At 71.6% G+C, this 18,202-nt stretch carries 17 protein-coding genes and 1 pseudogene; 12 read left to right on the top strand and 6 right to left on the bottom strand.

Annotated features, from left to right (window positions below; all coding sequences use genetic code 11):
• The first annotated feature begins 122 nt into the window (after window positions 1-122).
• The 8 genes and pseudogenes from mshD (at window position 123) to pstB (ending at window position 9,856) form a co-directional block, all read left to right on the top strand.
• Window positions 123-1,139 (top strand): mycothiol synthase, encoded by a 1,017-nt coding sequence (mshD, locus tag IF01_RS0134275; protein WP_051743059.1) that lies wholly within the window; start codon window positions 123-125, stop codon window positions 1,137-1,139.
• Between the two features lie 343 nt (window positions 1,140-1,482).
• Window positions 1,483-3,636 (top strand): annotated as a pseudogene (locus IF01_RS0134280) (RNA degradosome polyphosphate kinase); the annotation flags it as partial.
• A 240-nt stretch (window positions 3,637-3,876) separates the two neighbouring features.
• The gene (locus IF01_RS0134285) at window positions 3,877-4,962 is read left to right on the top strand and encodes a CHAD domain-containing protein (protein WP_051743060.1); all 1,086 of its coding nucleotides are present in this window, start codon (window positions 3,877-3,879) and stop codon (window positions 4,960-4,962) included.
• Between the two features lies 1 nt (window position 4,963).
• Entirely contained in the window at window positions 4,964-5,458 is a 495-nt protein-coding gene (locus IF01_RS0134290) for an NUDIX hydrolase (RefSeq protein ID WP_233290559.1), read from the top strand.
• Between the two features lie 243 nt (window positions 5,459-5,701).
• Window positions 5,702-6,835, top strand: a complete 1,134-nt coding sequence (pstS, locus tag IF01_RS0134295) for a phosphate ABC transporter substrate-binding protein PstS (protein ID WP_030397517.1) — start codon at window positions 5,702-5,704, stop codon at window positions 6,833-6,835.
• Window positions 6,836-6,984: 149 nt separating this feature from the next.
• Window positions 6,985-7,962 carry a phosphate ABC transporter permease subunit PstC gene (pstC, locus tag IF01_RS0134300; RefSeq protein WP_030397518.1) on the top strand — a complete coding sequence of 326 codons (978 nt, stop codon included), beginning with the start codon at window positions 6,985-6,987 and terminating at the stop codon, window positions 7,960-7,962.
• Window positions 7,959-9,035: a phosphate ABC transporter permease PstA gene (pstA, locus tag IF01_RS0134305; protein WP_030397519.1), complete on the top strand. Its 1,077-nt coding sequence runs from the start codon at window positions 7,959-7,961 to the stop codon at window positions 9,033-9,035. The genes pstC and pstA overlap by 4 nt, the downstream gene beginning before the upstream one ends.
• A gap of 44 nt (window positions 9,036-9,079) precedes the next feature.
• Window positions 9,080-9,856, top strand: coding sequence for a phosphate ABC transporter ATP-binding protein PstB (gene pstB / locus IF01_RS0134310; RefSeq protein ID WP_030397520.1), 777 nt, complete (start codon window positions 9,080-9,082; stop codon window positions 9,854-9,856).
• A gap of 174 nt (window positions 9,857-10,030) precedes the next feature.
• Here the strand turns inward: pstB and IF01_RS0134315 are convergent, their stop codons facing one another.
• Window positions 10,031-11,029 carry an inorganic phosphate transporter gene (locus tag IF01_RS0134315; RefSeq protein WP_030397521.1) on the bottom strand — a complete coding sequence of 333 codons (999 nt, stop codon included), beginning with the start codon at window positions 11,027-11,029 and terminating at the stop codon, window positions 10,031-10,033.
• Between the two features lie 5 nt (window positions 11,030-11,034).
• A complete protein-coding gene (locus IF01_RS0134320) occupies window positions 11,035-11,655 on the bottom strand; it encodes a DUF47 domain-containing protein (RefSeq protein ID WP_030312623.1) in 621 nt (206 codons plus the stop codon).
• A 356-nt stretch (window positions 11,656-12,011) separates the two neighbouring features.
• Here IF01_RS0134320 and IF01_RS0134325 point away from each other — a divergent pair, with 356 nt between their 5' ends.
• Complete coding sequence (locus tag IF01_RS0134325) at window positions 12,012-12,404, top strand: metal-sensitive transcriptional regulator (RefSeq protein ID WP_030397522.1); 393 nt, start codon at window positions 12,012-12,014, stop codon at window positions 12,402-12,404.
• A 44-nt stretch (window positions 12,405-12,448) separates the two neighbouring features.
• On the opposite strand, the gene IF01_RS0134330 is transcribed toward IF01_RS0134325, so the two are convergent.
• Window positions 12,449-12,676, bottom strand: coding sequence for a hypothetical protein (locus tag IF01_RS0134330; RefSeq protein WP_375341014.1), 228 nt, complete (start codon window positions 12,674-12,676; stop codon window positions 12,449-12,451).
• A 169-nt stretch (window positions 12,677-12,845) separates the two neighbouring features.
• The gene (locus IF01_RS0134335) at window positions 12,846-13,757 is read right to left on the bottom strand and encodes an SCO4651 family lipoprotein (RefSeq protein WP_055731183.1); all 912 of its coding nucleotides are present in this window, start codon (window positions 13,755-13,757) and stop codon (window positions 12,846-12,848) included.
• Between the two features lie 162 nt (window positions 13,758-13,919).
• On the opposite strand from IF01_RS0134335, the gene IF01_RS0134340 reads away from it, so the two are divergent.
• Window positions 13,920-14,114: a hypothetical protein gene (locus IF01_RS0134340; protein ID WP_030397525.1), complete on the top strand. Its 195-nt coding sequence runs from the start codon at window positions 13,920-13,922 to the stop codon at window positions 14,112-14,114.
• A gap of 15 nt (window positions 14,115-14,129) precedes the next feature.
• Here the strand turns inward: IF01_RS0134340 and IF01_RS0134345 are convergent, their stop codons facing one another.
• Both IF01_RS0134345 and IF01_RS0134350 read right to left on the bottom strand, forming a co-directional pair.
• The gene (locus IF01_RS0134345; protein ID WP_030397526.1) at window positions 14,130-14,870 is read right to left on the bottom strand and encodes a phosphatase PAP2 family protein; all 741 of its coding nucleotides are present in this window, start codon (window positions 14,868-14,870) and stop codon (window positions 14,130-14,132) included.
• 196 nt (window positions 14,871-15,066) lie between these two features.
• The gene (locus IF01_RS0134350) at window positions 15,067-16,272 is read right to left on the bottom strand and encodes a C40 family peptidase (RefSeq protein ID WP_375341015.1); all 1,206 of its coding nucleotides are present in this window, start codon (window positions 16,270-16,272) and stop codon (window positions 15,067-15,069) included.
• 239 nt (window positions 16,273-16,511) lie between these two features.
• On the opposite strand from IF01_RS0134350, the gene IF01_RS0134355 reads away from it, so the two are divergent.
• Together IF01_RS0134355 and IF01_RS0134360 are read left to right on the top strand one after the other, a co-directional pair.
• The gene (locus IF01_RS0134355; RefSeq protein WP_045941228.1) at window positions 16,512-16,862 is read left to right on the top strand and encodes a DUF8827 family protein; all 351 of its coding nucleotides are present in this window, start codon (window positions 16,512-16,514) and stop codon (window positions 16,860-16,862) included.
• A gap of 280 nt (window positions 16,863-17,142) precedes the next feature.
• Window positions 17,143-17,964, top strand: coding sequence for a DUF8175 domain-containg protein (locus tag IF01_RS0134360; RefSeq protein ID WP_030397528.1), 822 nt, complete (start codon window positions 17,143-17,145; stop codon window positions 17,962-17,964).
• The last annotated feature ends 238 nt before the right edge of the window (window positions 17,965-18,202 follow it).

Below are 18,202 nucleotides of genomic sequence, written 5' to 3' on the forward strand. Positions count from 1 at the left end.
CGATGGTACTGCAGGGGGGACCCTGTGGGAGAGTAGGACGCCGCCGAACAATCATTGTGAAGAACCCCCGTCGGGAAACCGACGGGGGTTCTTTGCGTTGACCGTTGACGTATCGTCAGGGCATGGACGATCGAACGGCAACAACGGGCGACGCGACCACGGTCCTCGCCTCCGACGTACTGCGGCCGGCCCAGCGGGACGCGGCCCTGCGGGTCTTGGCGGAGGCCCAGGCCGTGGACGGCCGGGCGGCCGTGTCCGAGCAGGGACGGCTCCGCCTGCGCTCCCCGGAGACGGCCCGGCCCGGGGTGACCCACTTCCTCGCGCTCACCGGTCGGGACGCGGACGCGGCGGGCATCGTCGGGTACGGCCAGCTGGAGGTGCCGGACAACGGCGGGGCGAACCCGGCCGCCGAGCTCCTGGTCGCTCCGACCGACCGGGGCCGGGGCTTCGCCCGTCCGCTGGTGGACGCGGTGCTGGCCGAGGCCGGGAAGGCCGGCCGGGACCATGTCGACTTCTGGGTGCACGGCGGCCACCCGGCGGCCCGGCACCTGGCCGACGCGTACGGTGCCGAGCTGGTCCGCGAACTGCGGCAGATGCGCCGGACCGGGCCGCAGACCGAGGAGGCCCCGCTCCCGGCCGGCATCGAGCTGCGGACCTTCCGCCCCGGCGAGGACGACGCCGAGTGGCTCCGGCTGAACGCGCTCGCCTTCGCCCACCACCCGGAGCAGGGCTCCTGGACCGAGCGGGACCTCGCCGACCGGCTGGCCGAGCCCTGGTTCGACCCGGCCGGCTTCTTCCTCGCCACCCGGGACGGCAGGCCGGTCGGCTTCCACTGGACCAAGGTGCACCCGGCCACCGTCACCGAGCCCGAGCTCGGCGAGGTGTACGTGGTCGGCGTCGATCCGGCGGAGCAGGGCAGCGGCCTGGGCCGGGCGCTGACCGCGGCGGGCCTGCGTCATCTGACGGGTCGCGCCGCCGGTGAGCGGGGGCTCGACACCGTGCTGCTGTACGTCGACGCGGACAATCCGGCGGCGGTGCGGGTGTACGAACGGCTCGGGTTCACCGTCCACGAAATCGACCTGATGTACCGCGCCGGGGTCGGGCCGGTCGGGGCCGTTCCGCCGACCCTTTCCGCGTAACGGAGAGTGACGGTCGGAAAAGCGCGCCCCGGCGCCGCCTAGCGGAGAGAACGAGGCCGCGGCAACGGTTGTGCACCCGGTGCCGCGGCACCGACCGCCTCAGCTTTCCTCCTGGCCATGCGGTGTTTACCGTGGATTCAATTAATGCCGCGAAGATCACAGGATGAAGTCCGTAGTGTCTCGCTCGTGCAGCATCGGTCAACACGTGGCCGGTGCTGTGGCGGCCGCGCCGGGTGGGTGGGCGTGGGCGACGGGCGAGGGCGACGGCTCGAAGAGCATTTCGTGTCCGGACGCCGTCCTGCTGGAGGAGCTGGAGCCCATGAGCATCCCCCGCCCCGTCCCTGCCCCGCCCTCCCCACCCGCGCGGATGTCCAGCGCCCTGGGGATACCGCCGGAGCCGACCGTCACCGACGAGCAGGACGCCGAGGAACTGCCCCAGGGCCGCTTCCTCGACCGTGAGCGCAGCTGGCTCGCGTTCAACGAGCGGGTCCTGGAACTGGCCGAGGACCCGGGGATCCCGCTGCTGGAGCGCACCAAGTTCCTGGCGATCTTCGCGAGCAACCTCGACGAGTTCTTCATGGTCCGGGTGGCCGGCCTCAAGCGCAGGATCGCCACCGGCGTGGCCCAGCGCAGTGCCTCCGGCCTCCAGCCGCGCGAGGTGCTGGACCTCATCTGGACCCGGTCTCGCGAGCTGATGGCCCGCCATGCCGCCGCGTTCCAGCAGGAGGTGCTGCCGGACCTCGCGGCCCAGGGCATCGAGGTGGTCCGCTGGTCGGAGCTGGCCGAGAAGGAGCAGGCGAGGCTGCACTCGCTGTTCCGGCAGAAGATCTTCCCGGTCCTCACCCCGCTGGCGGTGGACCCGGCGCACCCCTTCCCCTACATATCGGGGCTCTCCCTCAACCTGGCCGTCGTCGTGCGCAACCCGGTGTCCGGGCACAAGCACTTCGCCCGGGTGAAGGTGCCGCAGTCGCTCGCGCGCTTCCTGGAGGCCTCCCCGCAGCGGTACGTGCCGCTGGAGGACGTCATGGGGGCGCATCTGGAGGAGCTCTTCCCGGGGATGGAGGTGCTCGCCCACCACGCCTTCCGGGTCACTCGCAACGAGGACCTGGAGGTGGAGGAGGACGACACCGAGAACATCCTCAAGGCCCTGGAGAAGGAGCTGATGCGGCGGCGCTTCGGCCCGCCGGTGCGGCTGGAGGTCGAGGAGTCGATCGACCCCTACATCCTGGACCTGCTGGTGCGGGAGCTGAACATCACCGAGGCGGAGGTCTTCCCGCTGCCCGGCCCGCTGGACCTGACCGGGCTGTTCGGCATCGCCGGGCTGGACCGGCCGGAGCTGAACTACCCGAAGTTCGTGGCGGGCACCGCGCGCGGCCTGACCGATGTCGAGTCGGCCTCGCAGCCGGACATCTTCGCCGCGATGCGCGAGCGGGACGTGCTGCTGCACCACCCGTTCGACAGCTTCTCCACCTCGGTGCAGGCCTTCCTGGAGCAGGCCGCCGCCGACCCGGACGTGCTGGCGATCAAGCAGACGCTGTACCGGACCTCCGGGGACTCGCCGATCGTCGACGCGCTGATCGACGCGGCGGAGTCCGGCAAGCAGGTGCTGGTCCTGGTCGAGATCAAGGCGCGCTTCGACGAGCAGGCCAACATCAAGTGGGCCCGCAAGCTGGAGGAGGCCGGCTGCCACGTGGTCTACGGCCTGGTCGGGCTGAAGACGCACTGCAAGCTGTCGCTGGTGGTCCGGCAGGAGGGTGACACCCTGCGCCGTTACTCGCACGTCGGCACCGGCAACTACCACCCGAAGACCGCCCGGCTCTACGAGGACCTCGGTCTGCTGACCTCGGACCCGCAGGTCGGCGCGGACCTCTCGGACCTCTTCAACCGGCTCTCGGGCTATTCGCGCCGCGAGTCCTACCGCCGGCTGCTGACCGCGCCGCGGGGGCTGCGGGACGGTCTGGTGGGGCGGATCCACAACGAGATCGCCAACCACCGGGCCGGGCGTCCGGCGCACGTGAAGCTCAAGGTCAACTCGATCGTCGACGAGGCCGTGATCGACGCGCTGTACCGGGCCTCGCAGGCCGGGGTGCCGGTGGACGTGTGGGTGCGCGGCATCTGCGCGATCCGGCCCGGCGTGCCGGGGCTGAGCGAGAACATCCGGGTGCGCAGCATCCTGGGGCGGTTCCTGGAGCACTCGCGGGTCTTCGTGTTCGGCAACAACGGCGATCCGGAGGTGTGGATCGGCAGCGCCGACATGATGCACCGCAATCTGGACCGCCGGATCGAGGCGCTGCTGCGGATCACCGACCCGGCGCACCGGGCCGAGCTGTCCGGGCTGCTCGACCTCGGGATGTCGGACGAGACGGAGTCCTGGCACCTCGGGGCGGACGGGTCCTGGACCCGGCACGCCCAGGACGCCGAGGGCAAACAGCTGCGGCACGTCCAGGACCTCCTCATCGACTCGCGTCAGCGCCGTCGGGCCGTCGCGGCCAGATGAGTGCCGGTCGCCGCCACGACCCCGCTGACGCCGGATGCGACGACGTGAGCCGCGACACCGCGCGGCGTGCCCGTACCGGACCGAACGGTGCGGGCCACGCCGCCGGGGGACACGACGGCACGAGATTCGACGACGCGACCGCGCGACCCACCGACGCGAGCCGCTGAGCGGCAGGGACCCGCTGAGCGGTCGGCCACCAGCCCCGGGGACGGCCCCGGGGGAACGGGGATCTACCTAGCCATGACCGAAGCGCCGATGACGGCCCAGGCGGCCTCCACCGCGACCGCCGGGGACATCCTCTCCAGCCATCTCACCGGCCTGGCGGGCGCGTTCCTGCGCGCCCTGCCGCTGGCGGTGGGCGAGGTCGGCGCGAGACCGGGTGCGGCGGCGGTCCCGGCCGCGGGCACGGGGGACCTGCTGCGGGCGGTGCGGCGGATCGGCGGGCTGCTGCACACCTTCGGCGCGTCCTTCGAGCCGGGCTGGGTGCAGGAGTCCCGCACCGAGCTGTCCTGGCTGCTGAACCTGCTGGCGCTGGAGCCGGGTCTGGTGCGGCGGGCGGCCCGGCTGCTGGGCGCGTTGGACGGGCTGAGCGGCAGCGAGGCGGAGGGGCCCGGCATGCTGGCCGGCCACGCGGGGGCGCCGAAGGCGCGGGCGCTGCTGGACCGGCAGCTGACCCTGGCCCGGACCAGGGCGCACTCGACGGTGCTGCAGGAGCTGCGGTCGGCGCGGCTGCACGCGCTGGCGGACCGGATGACGCTGCTGGTGGCGGACGCGCCGCTGGCGAAGCCGGCCGAGGGCCGGGCCGGGGCGGTGCTGATGCCGCAGGCGGCGGCGGCGTTCGGGGCGCTGGCGGCGAGCACCCAGCTGCTGCCGTTGCAGCGGGCGGCGACGCCGTACGGCGGGGACGGGCTGCGTCGGCTGGGCTCGGTGCCCAGTGCGCGGGGGGCGCTGGACGCGGACGCGGCGCTGGCGGCGGACGACGCGCCGTGGCACCGGACCCGGGTGCTGGTGAAGCGGGCCCGGTACGCGCTGGAGGTGTGCGGGCGGCCGTCGGCGGTGCTGGACGACCTGGACCAGGTGCTGCTGCGGCACCAGGAGGCCTCGGAGGCGGCGGTGACGGCGGCGACCGCGGCGCGCACGCCGCGGATCACTCCGGCGACGGCGTACGTGCTGGGCGTGGTGCACGCCGATCAGCGGCTGGACGTGGAGGCGGCGCGGTACGCCTTCGGCCGGCGCTGGCCGGAGCTGCCGCCGGGTGCGGAGGCGTGGTTGGAGCTGCCGCCGGCCGAGGGCTGGGGGTCGGCTCCGGAATCGCGGACGGCCTGAGGTGGGCGGGCGGCCGGTCCCGGCGGACCGGTGGCCGGTCGGCCGCGGGCCGGTGGTGCTGGCGGCGGGGGCGGTGCTCTGGCTGCCGGGGCGGCCGAAGCGGAGCGGGCGGCTGGGCCGGCCGCGGCTGGCGGTGATCCACCGGCCGAAGTACGACGACTGGAGCCTGCCGAAGGGGAAGCTGGACCCCGGCGAGAGCGTGGTCGAGGCGGCGCTGCGCGAGGTGCGGGAGGAGACCGGGTTCTCCTGCGTGCTGGGGGCGGAGCTGCCGACCCAGCACTATCTGGCGCAGGGCCGGCCGAAGGAGGTCCGGTACTGGGCGGCGGTGCCGACGGAGGGGGCGTTCCGGCCGAACCGGGAGGTGGACCTGCTGGAGTGGCTGCCGGCCGGGAAGGCGCGGGCGCGGCTGACCCATGAGCGGGACCGGCGGTTGGTGGACGCGCTGCTGGCGCTGCTGGGCGCGAAGCCGGTGCGGGTGCGGGGCCGGGAGTCGTGAAGGAAGGGTGGAAGTGATCTTCCCGCGCCCTTGCCGTGACGCAACCGTTACTACCTGACGTAGTTTCCTGTCATCCGTCCGAGGTTCACTCTGCGTTCACTTACGACCGGCTGACGCGTCACCTGCCCGGCTTACTTTCGGTATCACCGGCGGGCCGAAGGGGCCCCGGACCTCAGCAAAACCCGTGCTGCGTCGTGCTTGCCACGACCCGCGCGTCGGGCAATGCCACAGAAAGGGACACCTGTGAAGCTCCAGCGGAACGGCCGCTCCAAGGCCCTCGCGATCGGTGCCATGGCGCTCGTCAGCTCGCTGTCGCTCGCCGCCTGCGGCTCGGACGATAACAACACCACCGCCACCGGCTCCAACGGCTCCTCGAGCGCCGCCCCGGCGATCGACTGCGGCCCGAAGCAGGCCCCCCTGGTGTCTGCCGGCTCCACCGCCCAGGGCAACGCGATCGACATCCTGAAGAACAACTTCGGCGCGGCCTGCAAGGACACCACCATCAACTACGGTGGCGGCGGCTCGGGTGCCGGTGTCCAGCAGTTCAACCAGGGCAAGATCCAGTTCGCCGGTTCCGACTCGGCGCTGAAGCCGGCCGAGGTCGACGCCAGCAAGGCCGTCTGCACCGGTGGCCAGGGCATCAACCTGCCGGTCGTCGCGGGCCTGATCTCGATCGTCTACAACGTCGAGGGTGTCGACAACCTCGTCCTGGACGGCCCGACGATCGCGAAGATCTTCGACTCGCAGATCACCAAGTGGAACGACGCGGCCATCGTCGCGCTGAACCCGGGCGCCAAGCTGCCGGACGCCGACATCCAGGCGTTCCACCGCACCGACGACTCGGGCACCACCGAGAACCTGACCAAGTACTTCGCCAAGACCTCGGCCGGTGCCTGGTCCTACCCGGCCAGCAAGGCGTGGGCGGGCAAGGGCGGCCAGGGCGCCAGCGGCTCGGCCGGTGTCTCGGCCCAGGTGAAGCAGGTCAAGAACTCGGTCAGCTACGCCGAGCTGTCGTTCGCCCAGACGAACAACCTGAAGAGCGCCTCGATCAACACCGGTGCCGCCAAGCCGGTCGAGGCCACCGCGGTCAACGCCGCCAACACCTTCGCCAAGGCGCAGATCGCCGGCACCGGCAGCGACCTGGCGCTGACCCTCGACTACGCGACCAAGGAGGAGGGTTCCTACCCGCTGGTCCTGGTCACCTACGAGATCGTCTGCGACAAGGGCAACAAGGCCGACACGCTGGACGCCCTGAAGGCCTTCCTGACCTACTCCATCAGCGACGCGGGCCAGAAGGCGATCGGCGACGCGGGCTACGTGCCGCTGCCGAAGGAGCTGACCGGCAAGGTCACCGCCGCGGTCAAGGCCCTCGCCTGATCCAGTAGCACCCTCCGCTGGGGCGGCCCCGTGAACGAGGGGGGCCGGGGCCGTCCCCAGCGGAACGTACCGACGAACGCACCACGTCCGGGGCACCGCCGCCATGGTGCCGCCCCCTCGGGGCCGCACCACCAGACCGGAGTAGACCAATGACTTCAAACACCCCTGCCGCCCCGCCCGGCGGGGAGCGCCGCCGGCGCGACAGCCGGGTCGGCGACAAGATCTTCATGAACCTGTCCCGCGGGTCGGGCATCCTGCTGCTGGTGGTCATGGCCGCCATCGCGGGCTTCCTGACCTGGCGCTCGGGCATCGCCCTGAGCAAGAACGAGGGCAACTTCTTCACCACCTTCGAGTGGACGCCGGACGCCCCGAAGCCGGTCTTCGGCATCGCCGTCCTGGTGTTCGGCACCATCGTCAGCGCGACGATCGCGATGGTGATCGCGGTGCCGGTGGCGATCGGGATCGCGCTGTTCATCTCCCACTACGCGCCGCGCCGGATCGCCCAGCCGTTCGCCTACCTGGTGGACCTGCTGGCGGCCGTGCCCAGCATCATCTACGGCCTGTGGGGCGCGCTCTTCCTGGTGCCGCACCTGGAGGGCCTGACCAGCTGGATGGACGACTACCTCGGCTGGACGTACATCTTCGACCAGTCCCGGGCGACCACCCCGCGGAACCTGTTCACCGTCGGCATCCTGCTGGCGATCATGGTCCTCCCGATCATCACCGCGGTCAGCCGTGAGATCTTCCGGCAGGTGCCGCGGATGCACGAGGAGGCCGCGCTCGCGCTCGGCGCGACCCGCTGGGAGATGATCCGCACCGCGGTGCTGCCCTTCGGCCGCCCCGGCATCATCTCGGCCTCGATGCTCGGCCTCGGCCGCGCGCTCGGCGAGACCATCGCGGTCGCCATCGTGCTCTCCTCCAGCAGCGTCCTCTCGCTGCACGTGCTCGACCCGGGCGGCGGCACCTTCGCGCAGAACATCGCGCTGAAGTTCAGCGAGGCCCAGCCCTTCGGCCGGGACGCGCTGATGGCTTCCGGTCTCGTCCTGTTCGTCATCACCTTGCTGGTGAACGGTGCCGCGCGGCTGATCGTCGCCCGCCGCAAGGAGTACTCGGGGGCCAACGCATGAGTGCCGCTACGACGTCGGTCCCGGCGGACGCCCGCCCGTTGGGCCGGCCGCTGACCGCCAACCGGCTGCCCAAGTGGGCCCCGGCCGCCGTGGCAGCCGGCTCCATCGCCCTCGGCTGCGGCATCGGCGCGGTCGGCGGCCTGGAGAGCAAGCTCCAGTGGGGCCTGATCTCCGCGATCCTCTTCGTGGTCATCAGCTACGTGCTCTCGGCGCAGGTCGAGGGCCGCCGCCAGGCCAAGGACCGGCTCGCCACCTCGGTGGTCTGGGTCGCCTTCATCCTGGCCGTGATCCCGCTGCTGGCCCTGACCTTCTACACCGTCCAGCAGGGCGCCAAGGTGGTGGACGGGAACTTCCTGTCCCACTCGATGCGCGGCGTGCGGGCCTCCGGCCCCGGCGGTGGTATCTACCACGCGCTGATCGGCACCCTGCAGCAGGTCCTCCTCGCCAGCCTGATGGCCGCGCCCATCGGCCTGCTGACCGCCGTCTACCTGGTCGAGTACGGCCGGGGCAAGCTGGCCAAGGCGGTCACCTTCTTCGTCGACGTCATGACGGGTGTCCCGTCGATCGTCGCCGGTCTGTTCATCCTGTCGGTCTGGAACCTCGCCCTCGGCTTCAACTACTCCGGCTTCTCGGGCAGCCTCGCGCTGGCCATCCTGATGCTGCCGGTCGTGGTCCGTTCCACCGAGGAGATGCTCAAGCTCGTCCCGAACGAGCTGCGCGAGGCGTCGTACGCGCTCGGCGTGCCGAAGTGGAAGACGATTCTTCGGATCGTCATCCCCACCGCCATCGGCGGCATCACCACCGGTGTGATGCTCGCGGTCGCCCGAATCACGGGTGAGACCGCACCGGTGATGCTGCTGGTCTTCGGCGCGGACTACATCAACAACAACCCGTTCGACGGGCCGCAGCAGTCACTGCCGATGTACATCTGGATGCAGTACTCCCAGGTGAACAACCAGTACGGCTACGCCCGTGCCTGGGGAGCCGCGCTCGTGCTGATCGCCTTCGTGATGGGGCTCAACCTCATCGCCCGGGGCATCGCCCGCTGGCGTTCGCCCAAGGCCGGGCACTGACCGACTGACGTACGACGACGAAGACTGAGAGAAGACGAACGATCATGGCCAAGCGCATCGACGTCAGCGGACTGTCCGCCTACTACGGCTCCACCAAGGCCATCGAGGACATCTCGATGGCGATCGAACCCCGCTCGGTGACGGCCTTCATCGGCCCCTCCGGCTGCGGCAAGTCCACCTTCCTGCGGACCCTCAACCGGATGCACGAGGTGATCCCGGGCGCCCGTGTCGAGGGCAAGGTGCTCCTGGACGACGAGAACCTGTACGGCACCAGCGTCGACCCGGTCGCCGTCCGCCGTTCGGTCGGCATGGTCTTCCAGCGCCCGAACCCGTTCCCGACCATGTCGATCTACGACAACGTGATCGCCGGCCTCAAGCTCTCGGGTGTCCGCAAGAAGTCCGTGCTGGACGACAAGGTCGAGAAGTCCCTCCAGGGCGCCAACCTCTGGAACGAGGTCAAGGACCGGCTGAACAAGCCGGGCGCCGGCCTCTCCGGCGGTCAGCAGCAGCGCCTCTGCATCGCCCGCGCCATCGCGGTCGAGCCCCAGGTCCTGCTGATGGACGAGCCGTGCTCGGCCCTCGACCCGATCTCGACCCTCGCCATCGAGGACCTGATCGGCGAGCTGAAGACCCAGTTCACCATCGTCATCGTGACCCACAACATGCAGCAGGCGGCCCGCGTCAGCGATCGCACCGCCTTCTTCAACCTGGCCGGTGTCGGCCAGCCGGGCAAGCTGATCGAGCTCGACGACACCCAGCGGATCTTCTCCAACCCGTCCGTGCAGGCGACCGAGGACTACATCTCCGGCCGCTTCGGCTAAACCGCCGGACCGCGCGGGCAGCGCGTCACAGGCTGCTTCGCGGTGCTGCATGGCGGTGCCGCCGCGAAGCATGAAAAGGGCCCGCCCCCCGGTATCGGGGGGCGGGCCCTGTCGCGTCCGTGCCGTGGCCGCGCCGGTGTCCGCCGACGTCCGTGGCCGGACGGGCGGTGCCGGTCAGCCCCAGAACAGGTGGACGAACCAGTACACCAGCGCCGCGACCAGGGCGGCCGCCGGCATGGTGATGAACCAGCCGAGCACGATGTTCTTGGCGACGCCCCAGCGCACCGCGCGGATCCGCTTGGTGGCACCCGCACCCATGATCGCCGAGGTGATCACGTGGGTGGTGGAGATCGGCGCCTTGAAGACGAACGAGGTGATGTACATGACGGTCGAGGCGGTGGCCTCGGCGGCGAAGCCCTGCGGCGGGTCGAGCTCGATGATCTTCCGGCCGAGGGTCCGCATGATCCGCCAGCCGCCGGCGTAGGTGCCGAGCGAGAGCATGGTCGCGCAGGAGATCTTCACCCACACCGGGATCGGGTCGTCCGGGCTCTCGTGGCCCGAGATCACCAGGGCCATCACCACGATGCCCATGGTCTTCTGGGCGTCCTGCAGACCGTGAGCGAGCGCCATCGCGGCGGCCGAGGCGGTCTGCGCGACCCGGAAGTTGCGCTTGGCCCGGTGCGGGTTGGCCCGGCGGAACAGCCAGAGGATCGCCAGCATCACCAGGAAGCCGCCGACCAGGCCGACCACCGGGGAGACGATCATCGGGATGATGATCTTGTCGATGACGCCGCTCCAGATCACCTCGGTGCCGCCTGCCAGGGCCGCGCCGACCATGCCGCCGAACAGCGCGTGCGAGGAGGAGGAGGGCAGGCCGAAGTACCAGGTGACCAGGTTCCAGGCGATCGCTCCGACCAGCGCGGCGAACAGGATCGCCATCCCCTGGTTGCCGGTCGGGGTCTCGATGATGCCCTGGGAGACGGTGTGCGCCACCCCGCTGCCCAGGAAGGCGCCGGCCAGGTTCATCACCGCGGCCATCGCCAGCGCCGCCCTGGGCGTCAGGGCCCGGGTGGAGACCGAGGTCGCGATCGCGTTGGCCGAGTCGTGGAAGCCGTTGGTGTAGGTGAAGAAGAACGCAACGCCGACGACGGCGATGAGTGCTGCCATGTCCACGGGGGTCAGGACTCCTTGACCGCGATGGTCTCCACCGTGTTGGCGACGTGCTCGAAGGCGTCCGCGGCCTGTTCGAGGACGTCCACGACCTGCTTGAGCTTGAGCACCTCGATCGCCTCGTACTGGCCGGAGAAGAGGTGGGCGAGCAGCTTGCGGTGGATCTGGTCGGCCTGGTTCTCCAGCCGGTTGACCTCGATCCAGTACTCGGTCAGGTTGGACATGCTCCGCAGGTTCGGCATCGCCTCGGCGGTCAGCTCGGCGGCGCGGGCCAGGACCTCGATCTGCTGCTCGATGCCCTTCGGCAGGGTCTGGATGTCATAGAGGACGACCAGGTCGACGGCCTCCTCCATGAAGTCCATGATGTCGTCCAGCGACGAGGCGAGGTTGTAGATGTCCTCGCGGTCGAAGGGCGTGATGAAGGACGAGTTCAGCTGGTGGAAGATCGCATGGGTGGTGTCGTCTCCGGCGTGCTCGGCGGCGCGCATGCGCTCGACGATCTCCGCGCGGGCCGACACGTCTGATCCCAGCAGTTCCAGCAGGAGCTTCGAGCCCACGACCAGGTTCTCCGCGGCGGCGGCGAACATGTCGTAGAAACTCGTCTCCTTCGGGGTCAGGCTAAAACGCACGGAAATCTCCGATGTGCGGGGTAGGGGACTGAACGATGCTAGGTGCAACCGCGCGTGGGAGCGCAAACGGGGTGGCCGAAAAGGAGCCGGAACCTCCCCTTCCGTTCGGCTGCCGCAGCGGTGGGTCCGATGCACCACAGGTACGGGCGTAAGCCCCCAGTCTGACGGAACCTCGCCCGGATTGCCCCTGCCGTGCGGCCGGAACGACGGGGTGTTCCCCGGACGGGGGAACCCGGGGACCGACCGGTCGCCGGCCCGCTCCGGGCCCGCGGCGCCGGAGGAACACCACGACGGGCCCGGGTGTTGGACACTGGAGGCCGACGCAGCCACCCAGGCACCCAGACGAAGGCGGGCCGATGACCACCACGCAAGCGCGTACCGGGCCGGAGCAGGCGCCCGGGGCGGAACCGCACGGCGAGCACGCGGTCTCCCCGGACGCCGTCGAGGCCGCCCCCGCCGGTCACGGCCCGCACGGGTACAGCGCCCAGAAGGACGCGCACCTCAAGCGGCTGCGCCGGATCGAGGGCCAGATCCGCGGACTCCAGCGGATGGTCGACGAGGACGTCTACTGCATCGACGTGCTCACCCAGGTCTCGGCCAGCACCAAGGCCCTGCAGTCCTTCGCGCTCTCCCTGCTCGAGGAGCACCTGCGGCACTGCGTCGCGGCCGCCGCCGAGGAGGGCGGGGCCGAGCTGGACGCCAAGGTCGCCGAGGCCACCGCGGCGATCGCCCGGTTGCTGCGCAGCTGAGCGCGGCGCCGCCGACGGCGGGGCCGGCCTGGGTACCGCGGGGCCTACGGGTCCCGCGGGTCCGGCAGCTCCCGCTGGTCCGGCAGCTCGCGCTCGGCTTCGGTGGCCGGACCGCCGTCGGGCCGGTCGAGCAGCACCTCGTCGATCCGCTCGGTCGGCAGCCGGTCACCGCTGCTGGCCGTGGCGGCGATCATCAGCTCACCGGCCAGCTCGATCTCGTCGAGGGCCGCGTCGTCGTGGCCGCCGCTGCGGTCGCCCGTGGACGCCATCACCTGCACCACCCCTTCAGCGCCTCGCCAGCCCGGGCGGCAGCCACCCGACGTCCAGCCTAGGCACTTCGGAGCCCGTCCACATGGCACGGACGGGCCATCTCGGCGCCGCCGAAACGGGTGGGCTCCGGGACTCCCGGGCCCACCCGGACCGGCGGCCTCCCACGCCGAGCTACTTCGGGTTCTCGCCGGGCTTCATGGTGAAGATGTCCGCGGCGGCGGGCTCGGCGGCCTCCACCGGCTTGCCGAAGTCCGTCAGTGTGGTGGTCGAGACCACCTTCACCTGGTCCTTCGCCTCCTTGGACCCGGCCACCCCGGCGAAGGTGAAGACCTCGACCACCTTGTGCAGCCGGCCCTGGTCGTCCAGCCAGGCGTCGTAGGGGATGTCCTTCACGGTGAAGGTCTGCGCCCCCATCCGCAGGCCGTCCCCGCCCCGTCCGCCGGTGGCGTCGGCCGCCTTGGCGAGGTCCAGGGTGCCGCGGAAGTGCTTCAGGGCCACCCCGTCGACCGTCTCGGTGCCCACCGCCTCGGCTTTCTGCGCCCCGCGCAGCGCGCCCGCGGCGGAGGCCGGGTCGGTGGCGCCGCCGCTGACCAGGTTGCCGTCCGGCAGCTGGCGGACGTCCAGCTTGACCCACTTGCCCTCCGGCACCTTGGCGCCGCTGTTCTGGAGGTAGACGGTGCCGGGCAGCAGCACCTCGACGATCTTGCCGGTGGTCGCGGCGCCGGGCGGCACCTGCACCTCCAGCCGGCCGATCCGCTTCACGTAGTCGTAGCCGCCGGTGCCGGTGAAGACCGCCTTCTTGTCGGCGGACTCGGTCACCAGCTCGGTGGCGGCGTGCGCCGACCCGGCCCGGCCGGTGATGTCGGCGGTGCCGCGGACCGCCGTCAGCGGGTCGGCGGAGAGCTGGTCCGGGGTGCTGCTCGCCTGCTGGTCGGCCGAGGCGCCCCCGGCACCGTCCGGCGAGCAGCCGGCCAGTCCGGCCGCGCCGGTGAGGACGGCGGCGAGCAGCACGGCCCCCGCCGCCGGCCGCGGCCGCCGCTCCGCCCGGCCGACCGTTCGGACGTCGTGCTGCTGGTCGGTCATCTTCATCCTCGCGAAACCCCCTCGGGCCCGACTGCCCCGCCGGCCACCGGGGGGTGGGCAGAGCTCTTTCCGGGCAAACGAGTTGGGGCGCAAGGGGTTACGCGGGACCCGGCGCGTTCCGGACGTCGCGCGCCGGTGGTCCGGCGCGTTACCGTGAACCACGTGCACAGTGAGCTGCCGGACGTTCCCGGCACCGTCCGGATGCCCGAGCACCGCGTCGCGATCAGCGAACGCGGTTCCTTCTGCTTCGCGACCTGCAGCTGCGGCTGGTTCTCCCCGGCCCGGCGCTCGCGCGACCTCGCCCGCCGCGAGGCCGACGACCACCTGATCGGCAACGACACCGCCCCGCGGGGGTAGGGCGGATCGTTCGGATCACGCGGCCAGGTCGGACTCGGGTCGCGGTTCCTCGGTGCGCACCGTCCCGCGGGTCCCGCCGCCGCGCCGCCCCCGTCCGCCGCGCCCGGGGCCCCGGCCGCCGCCGCCGGCCTCGCCGCGCCGTCCGGCGCGGATCAGCGGGGCGAGCGGGGTGCGGGCCAGGGCGTGGCAGAGCGGGACGAGCACGGCCATCGCGATCGGCGCCAGCAGCAGCACCACGGCGACGGCCAGCGCGAAGCCGCCGATCACATCGGTGGGGTAGTGGACGCCCATGTACATCCGGCAGAAGCCCTGCAGCAGGGCCAGGCCGCCGGCGATCCAGCCGAGCCGGCGGTTCACCAGGAAGAGCGCCACCGCGATGCCCATCGACATCGTGGAGTGGTCGCTGACGAAGGAGTAGGTGCCGGCCTTGCCCTCGACCAGCACCTCCAGGTCGGGGTGGTCCACGAAGGGCCGGGGGCGGTCCACGATCGCCGCGATCGGCAGGTTGGTGAGCTCGGCGATGGCGACCGACAGCGGGGCCCAGAGCAGCCCGGCGACCGCCACCGGGGCGTCCGGACGCCGCCGGGCCTGCAGCCAGCCCACCAGGCCCAGCAGCGCGAGGCCGATCAGGATGCCGTACTCGCCGATCCAGGACACCAGGTGGTCCAGCCGGGCCGGGGCGTGTTTGGCCAGGCCGTTGACGGCGTAGAGCAGGCCGAGGTCGGGGTTGGTCGTGTCGGCAAGCGGCGTCGACACGCCGCACCTCCTTCTGGTCCGCTGCACCTGGATCGTTCCGGCCGGGGCCCGTCCGCCGTCGCCCAGGTCAGGGCGGCTGACGGAAGGCCAACGGACACAACGTCATAACCGACGGACAGCGTTCCACGGAAACGCGCGGTTATGGAAACTTGACTCAGCGTCCACGCCGCGCGCACACCGGCCGGGCGGTCGGGGATCAGTTCTTTGCGGGGGTTTGACCGGAACCGGCCGGTCCGGTGGCGGCGACCGCGGTGGGCCGGGCGGCCGGGGCCGCCTGTGCCGCCTGGGCCGCCGGGGAGGTCGGGCCGGTCGGGGACGTCGGGGCGGAAGGGGCCGAGGCGGGGGCCGGAGCCGGGTCGCCGGGGCGGCTCGGAGCGATCACCCCGCCGTCGGCGTTGCGGTTCGGCAGTGCCTGGGCGGCGTCCGAGGTCACCCGGGTGGCCCCGATGTACTCCTTGGTGTCGATCTTGTCGTAGCGGATCACCGCACCGGTGTGCGGGGCGTTGATCATGTACCCGCCGCCGACGTAGATGCCCACGTGGTGGATGGAGCGCGGGTCGGTCAGATCGGTCGCCCAGAACACCAGGTCGCCCGGACGCAGCTGGTCCCGGGACGGGTGCGGGCCGGCGTACCACTGGTCGTTGGCGACCCGGGGCAGGACGATGCCCACGCTCTCGAACGCGGCCTTGGTGAGCCCGGAGCAGTCGAACCGCCCGTTCTGCCAGGCCAGCCCGTCGCCGCCCCACAGGTACGGGGTGCCGAGCTTGCCCTGGGCGAAGTAGATCGCCCCGGCGGACTGCGCGGAGACCTCCACCGACGCGACCGGGGCGGCGAAGCTGCGGGAGGTGGCCAGGATGTTCCGCACGTACCCCTGGGTCTCCCGGTACGGCGGCACGCCCTGGTACTTCGTCACCGCGCCCGGCCCGGCGTTGTAGGCGGCCAGCATGTTCGACTGGCGGTCGCCCGGGACCTTGGCGACGAAGGAGGCCAGCGCGCAGTCGAAGGTGGCGGCCGAGGCGATCGCGTCCAGCGGCTCCCAGGGGTCCTTCCGGCCGTCGTTGTTGCCGTCCGTGCCGTACGCCGCCCAGGTGCCCGGCATGAACTGCGCCAATCCCTCCGCCCCGACCCCGGAACGGGCCCGTGGGTCGAAACCGCTTTCCTGGTACAACTGCGCCGCGAGCAACGGGGGGGAGAGATCGGGGCAGAGCCGCCCCCACTGTTCGATCGGCCCTTGGTACGCGGCCGGAACGGTTCCCGGGGAGAGCCCGGCGGCATTGCCCTGGCGCTGCGGAGTCCCGCTCGCCGCATACGTCCCGAACGTCACCAGCCCGATGAAGCCGACCGCGACAACTCCTGCGGCAGCGGCGGCCGTAGCGCCCTTCCGGAGTACCATCAGCACCATCCCGACGAATCGTCAGTCGAAGTGTCCCGGAAGGCGTTGCTCACCGCAATCATCAGAGATACAAAGAGTGAGCGCTATCCTTCGTACGGTGGACATCCTCGCGTACGTGTCCGATGCCTCACGACCAATCCGCGAGAAGCAGCCAAGTCGACATCAGATCTGGCCAAGAATAGGTACCGACCCTTCGCGCGGGCGGGGTCTGGGCCCTTGAATTTGCCTGATCGGGCGGTGAGATGGAAATGAACCAGAGCAGCGTGCACAGCATCGCGATCGGCCACCTGGCCGAGGACCCTCCAAAGAAGCCGAATATCGACACCATCATCGGCGGGATCGCCCCGGACTGGGGTCCGTTCGCGAGTCTCGGCTCGGAGGCCCGGGTGATGGTCGAGGTCGTCATGGCCGTGGCGATCCTGGCCTGCCTCGGCCTCGCTGTCTGGGGTGCGGCCAAGCAGCGGATCGGTGCCACCGCGATGCGCGACAGCTTCGGCGCCGAACAGGGCAAGGGACTGATCATCGCCGGTCTGACCGGCGTGTTCATCATTGGATCACTTGGCACTCTGTTCACCATTGTGTACGGCATGGCGATCTGACGATCGGGCAGCGCGGGCCGGACAGGCGGAGCGGACAGCCGAGGCGGAGCCGACGGCGCCCACGGGGCGGACCGTCGTGACGCGCCGGCGGACGGCGCGGCATCCTTGCCGGTCGACCTGTCCGATCGTCTGACCGTCCGACTGCCGGACCGTCCGACCGGGCATCCGTGCATGCCCGGCGCCACGCCGGGAATCCATCCACCACCCCTTCCCTCCCGCCCGCCCGCGGCCGGAGGGGCCCCCGGAGCCGCCCCCGGCTCCCCGCACCAGGAGGGCCGCCGTGCCGTTGTCCGACGACCAGCCGCACACCCGTACGCGGCTGCCGGTCGGCGAACAGCCCTCGTCGCAGATGAGTGCCCGTCAGGCACGCCCGCTGCGCACCCTGCTGACCGTCCTGCTGGTCGTCACCCTGCTGGTCCTGGCGATCTCCATCGCCAACCGGGGCAAGCCCGACCCCGGCACCGCCGCCGGACGCTCCGCCGACCGGGCCGCCGGGGCCACCGCCACCTCCGGCGCGGGCCCCGCGCCCAGCGGGGACCAGCCGGTGACCGCCACCGTCAACGGCATCGCCGCCGGCTTCCCGCACACCGACCAGGGCGCCCAGTCCGCCGCCGCCAACTACGCCGTGGCCATCGGCTCCGCCGACATGTTCCGCGCGGACAGCCGCCACACCATCGTCACCACCATCGCCGACCCGGCCGCGGCCCAGGCCCTGCAGGGCCGGCTGGACCAGGGGTTCGGCGCCGAGACCGTGGCTCGCTACGGACTGGACGCCCAGGGCCGCGCGCCCAAGGGCCTCACCTTCGTCAGCCGTACCGTCCCGGTCGGCGCCAGGGCGGTCGGCTACACCGACACCGAGACCAAGGTCGAGGTCTGGTGCACCGGCCTGAACGGTCTGGCCGGCGAGCGCTCGGTGCAGCCGGTGGTGGCGAGCTGGTTCACGCTCACCCTCGATCTGCGCTGGACGGGTGGCGACTGGAAGCTCACGGACTACGCAAGCCGGCAGGGGCCCGCGCCCATGCCGGGCGACGAACAGGCCGCCACCGCCGAGGAGATCACCGGCGCCGTCCAGCAGCTCGGGGGTTTCCGCTATGCCCGTTGACCTGACTGCCGATCAGTCGGCCGGCCGCCGAGCGGGGCGCGGGGGGGCCGCCGCCGGCGGTGCCGTCCGGCCCGCCGTCCGCCGCGCGGGGACGCTGGCGGGAGCGCTGGCGACCGTGCAGCTCGCGGCCCTGCTCGCGGCTCAGCGCGTCTTCGCCGAGCCGTCCCCGACGGGGAGCCCGTCGCCGTCCCCGTCAGGCACACCCAACGCGAACTGCCCCGATCTGCCCATCTCCGGC

Origin of the sequence: Kitasatospora purpeofusca (genome assembly GCF_000718025.1) — a bacterium.
In the GTDB taxonomy this organism is placed as follows: Bacteria; Actinomycetota; Actinomycetes; order Streptomycetales; family Streptomycetaceae; genus Kitasatospora; species Kitasatospora purpeofusca.

Bases quoted from the DNA above. Each gene is read 5' to 3' on its own strand.
- mshD (WP_051743059.1), top strand. From the start codon at position 123: ATGGACGATCGAACGGCAACAACGGGCGACGCGACCACGGTCCTCGCC.
- IF01_RS0134285 (WP_051743060.1), top strand. From the start codon at position 3,877: ATGACCGAAGCGCCGATGACGGCCCAGGCGGCCTCCACCGCGACCGCC.
- pstC (WP_030397518.1), top strand. From the start codon at position 6,985: ATGACTTCAAACACCCCTGCCGCCCCGCCCGGCGGGGAGCGCCGCCGG.
- pstA (WP_030397519.1), top strand. From the start codon at position 7,959: ATGAGTGCCGCTACGACGTCGGTCCCGGCGGACGCCCGCCCGTTGGGC.
- pstB (WP_030397520.1), top strand. From the start codon at position 9,080: ATGGCCAAGCGCATCGACGTCAGCGGACTGTCCGCCTACTACGGCTCC.
- IF01_RS0134325 (WP_030397522.1), top strand. From the start codon at position 12,012: ATGACCACCACGCAAGCGCGTACCGGGCCGGAGCAGGCGCCCGGGGCG.
- IF01_RS0134335 (WP_055731183.1), bottom strand. From the start codon at position 13,757: ATGACCGACCAGCAGCACGACGTCCGAACGGTCGGCCGGGCGGAGCGG.
- IF01_RS0134350 (WP_375341015.1), bottom strand. From the start codon at position 16,272: ATGGTGCTGATGGTACTCCGGAAGGGCGCTACGGCCGCCGCTGCCGCA.
- IF01_RS0134355 (WP_045941228.1), top strand. From the start codon at position 16,512: ATGAACCAGAGCAGCGTGCACAGCATCGCGATCGGCCACCTGGCCGAG.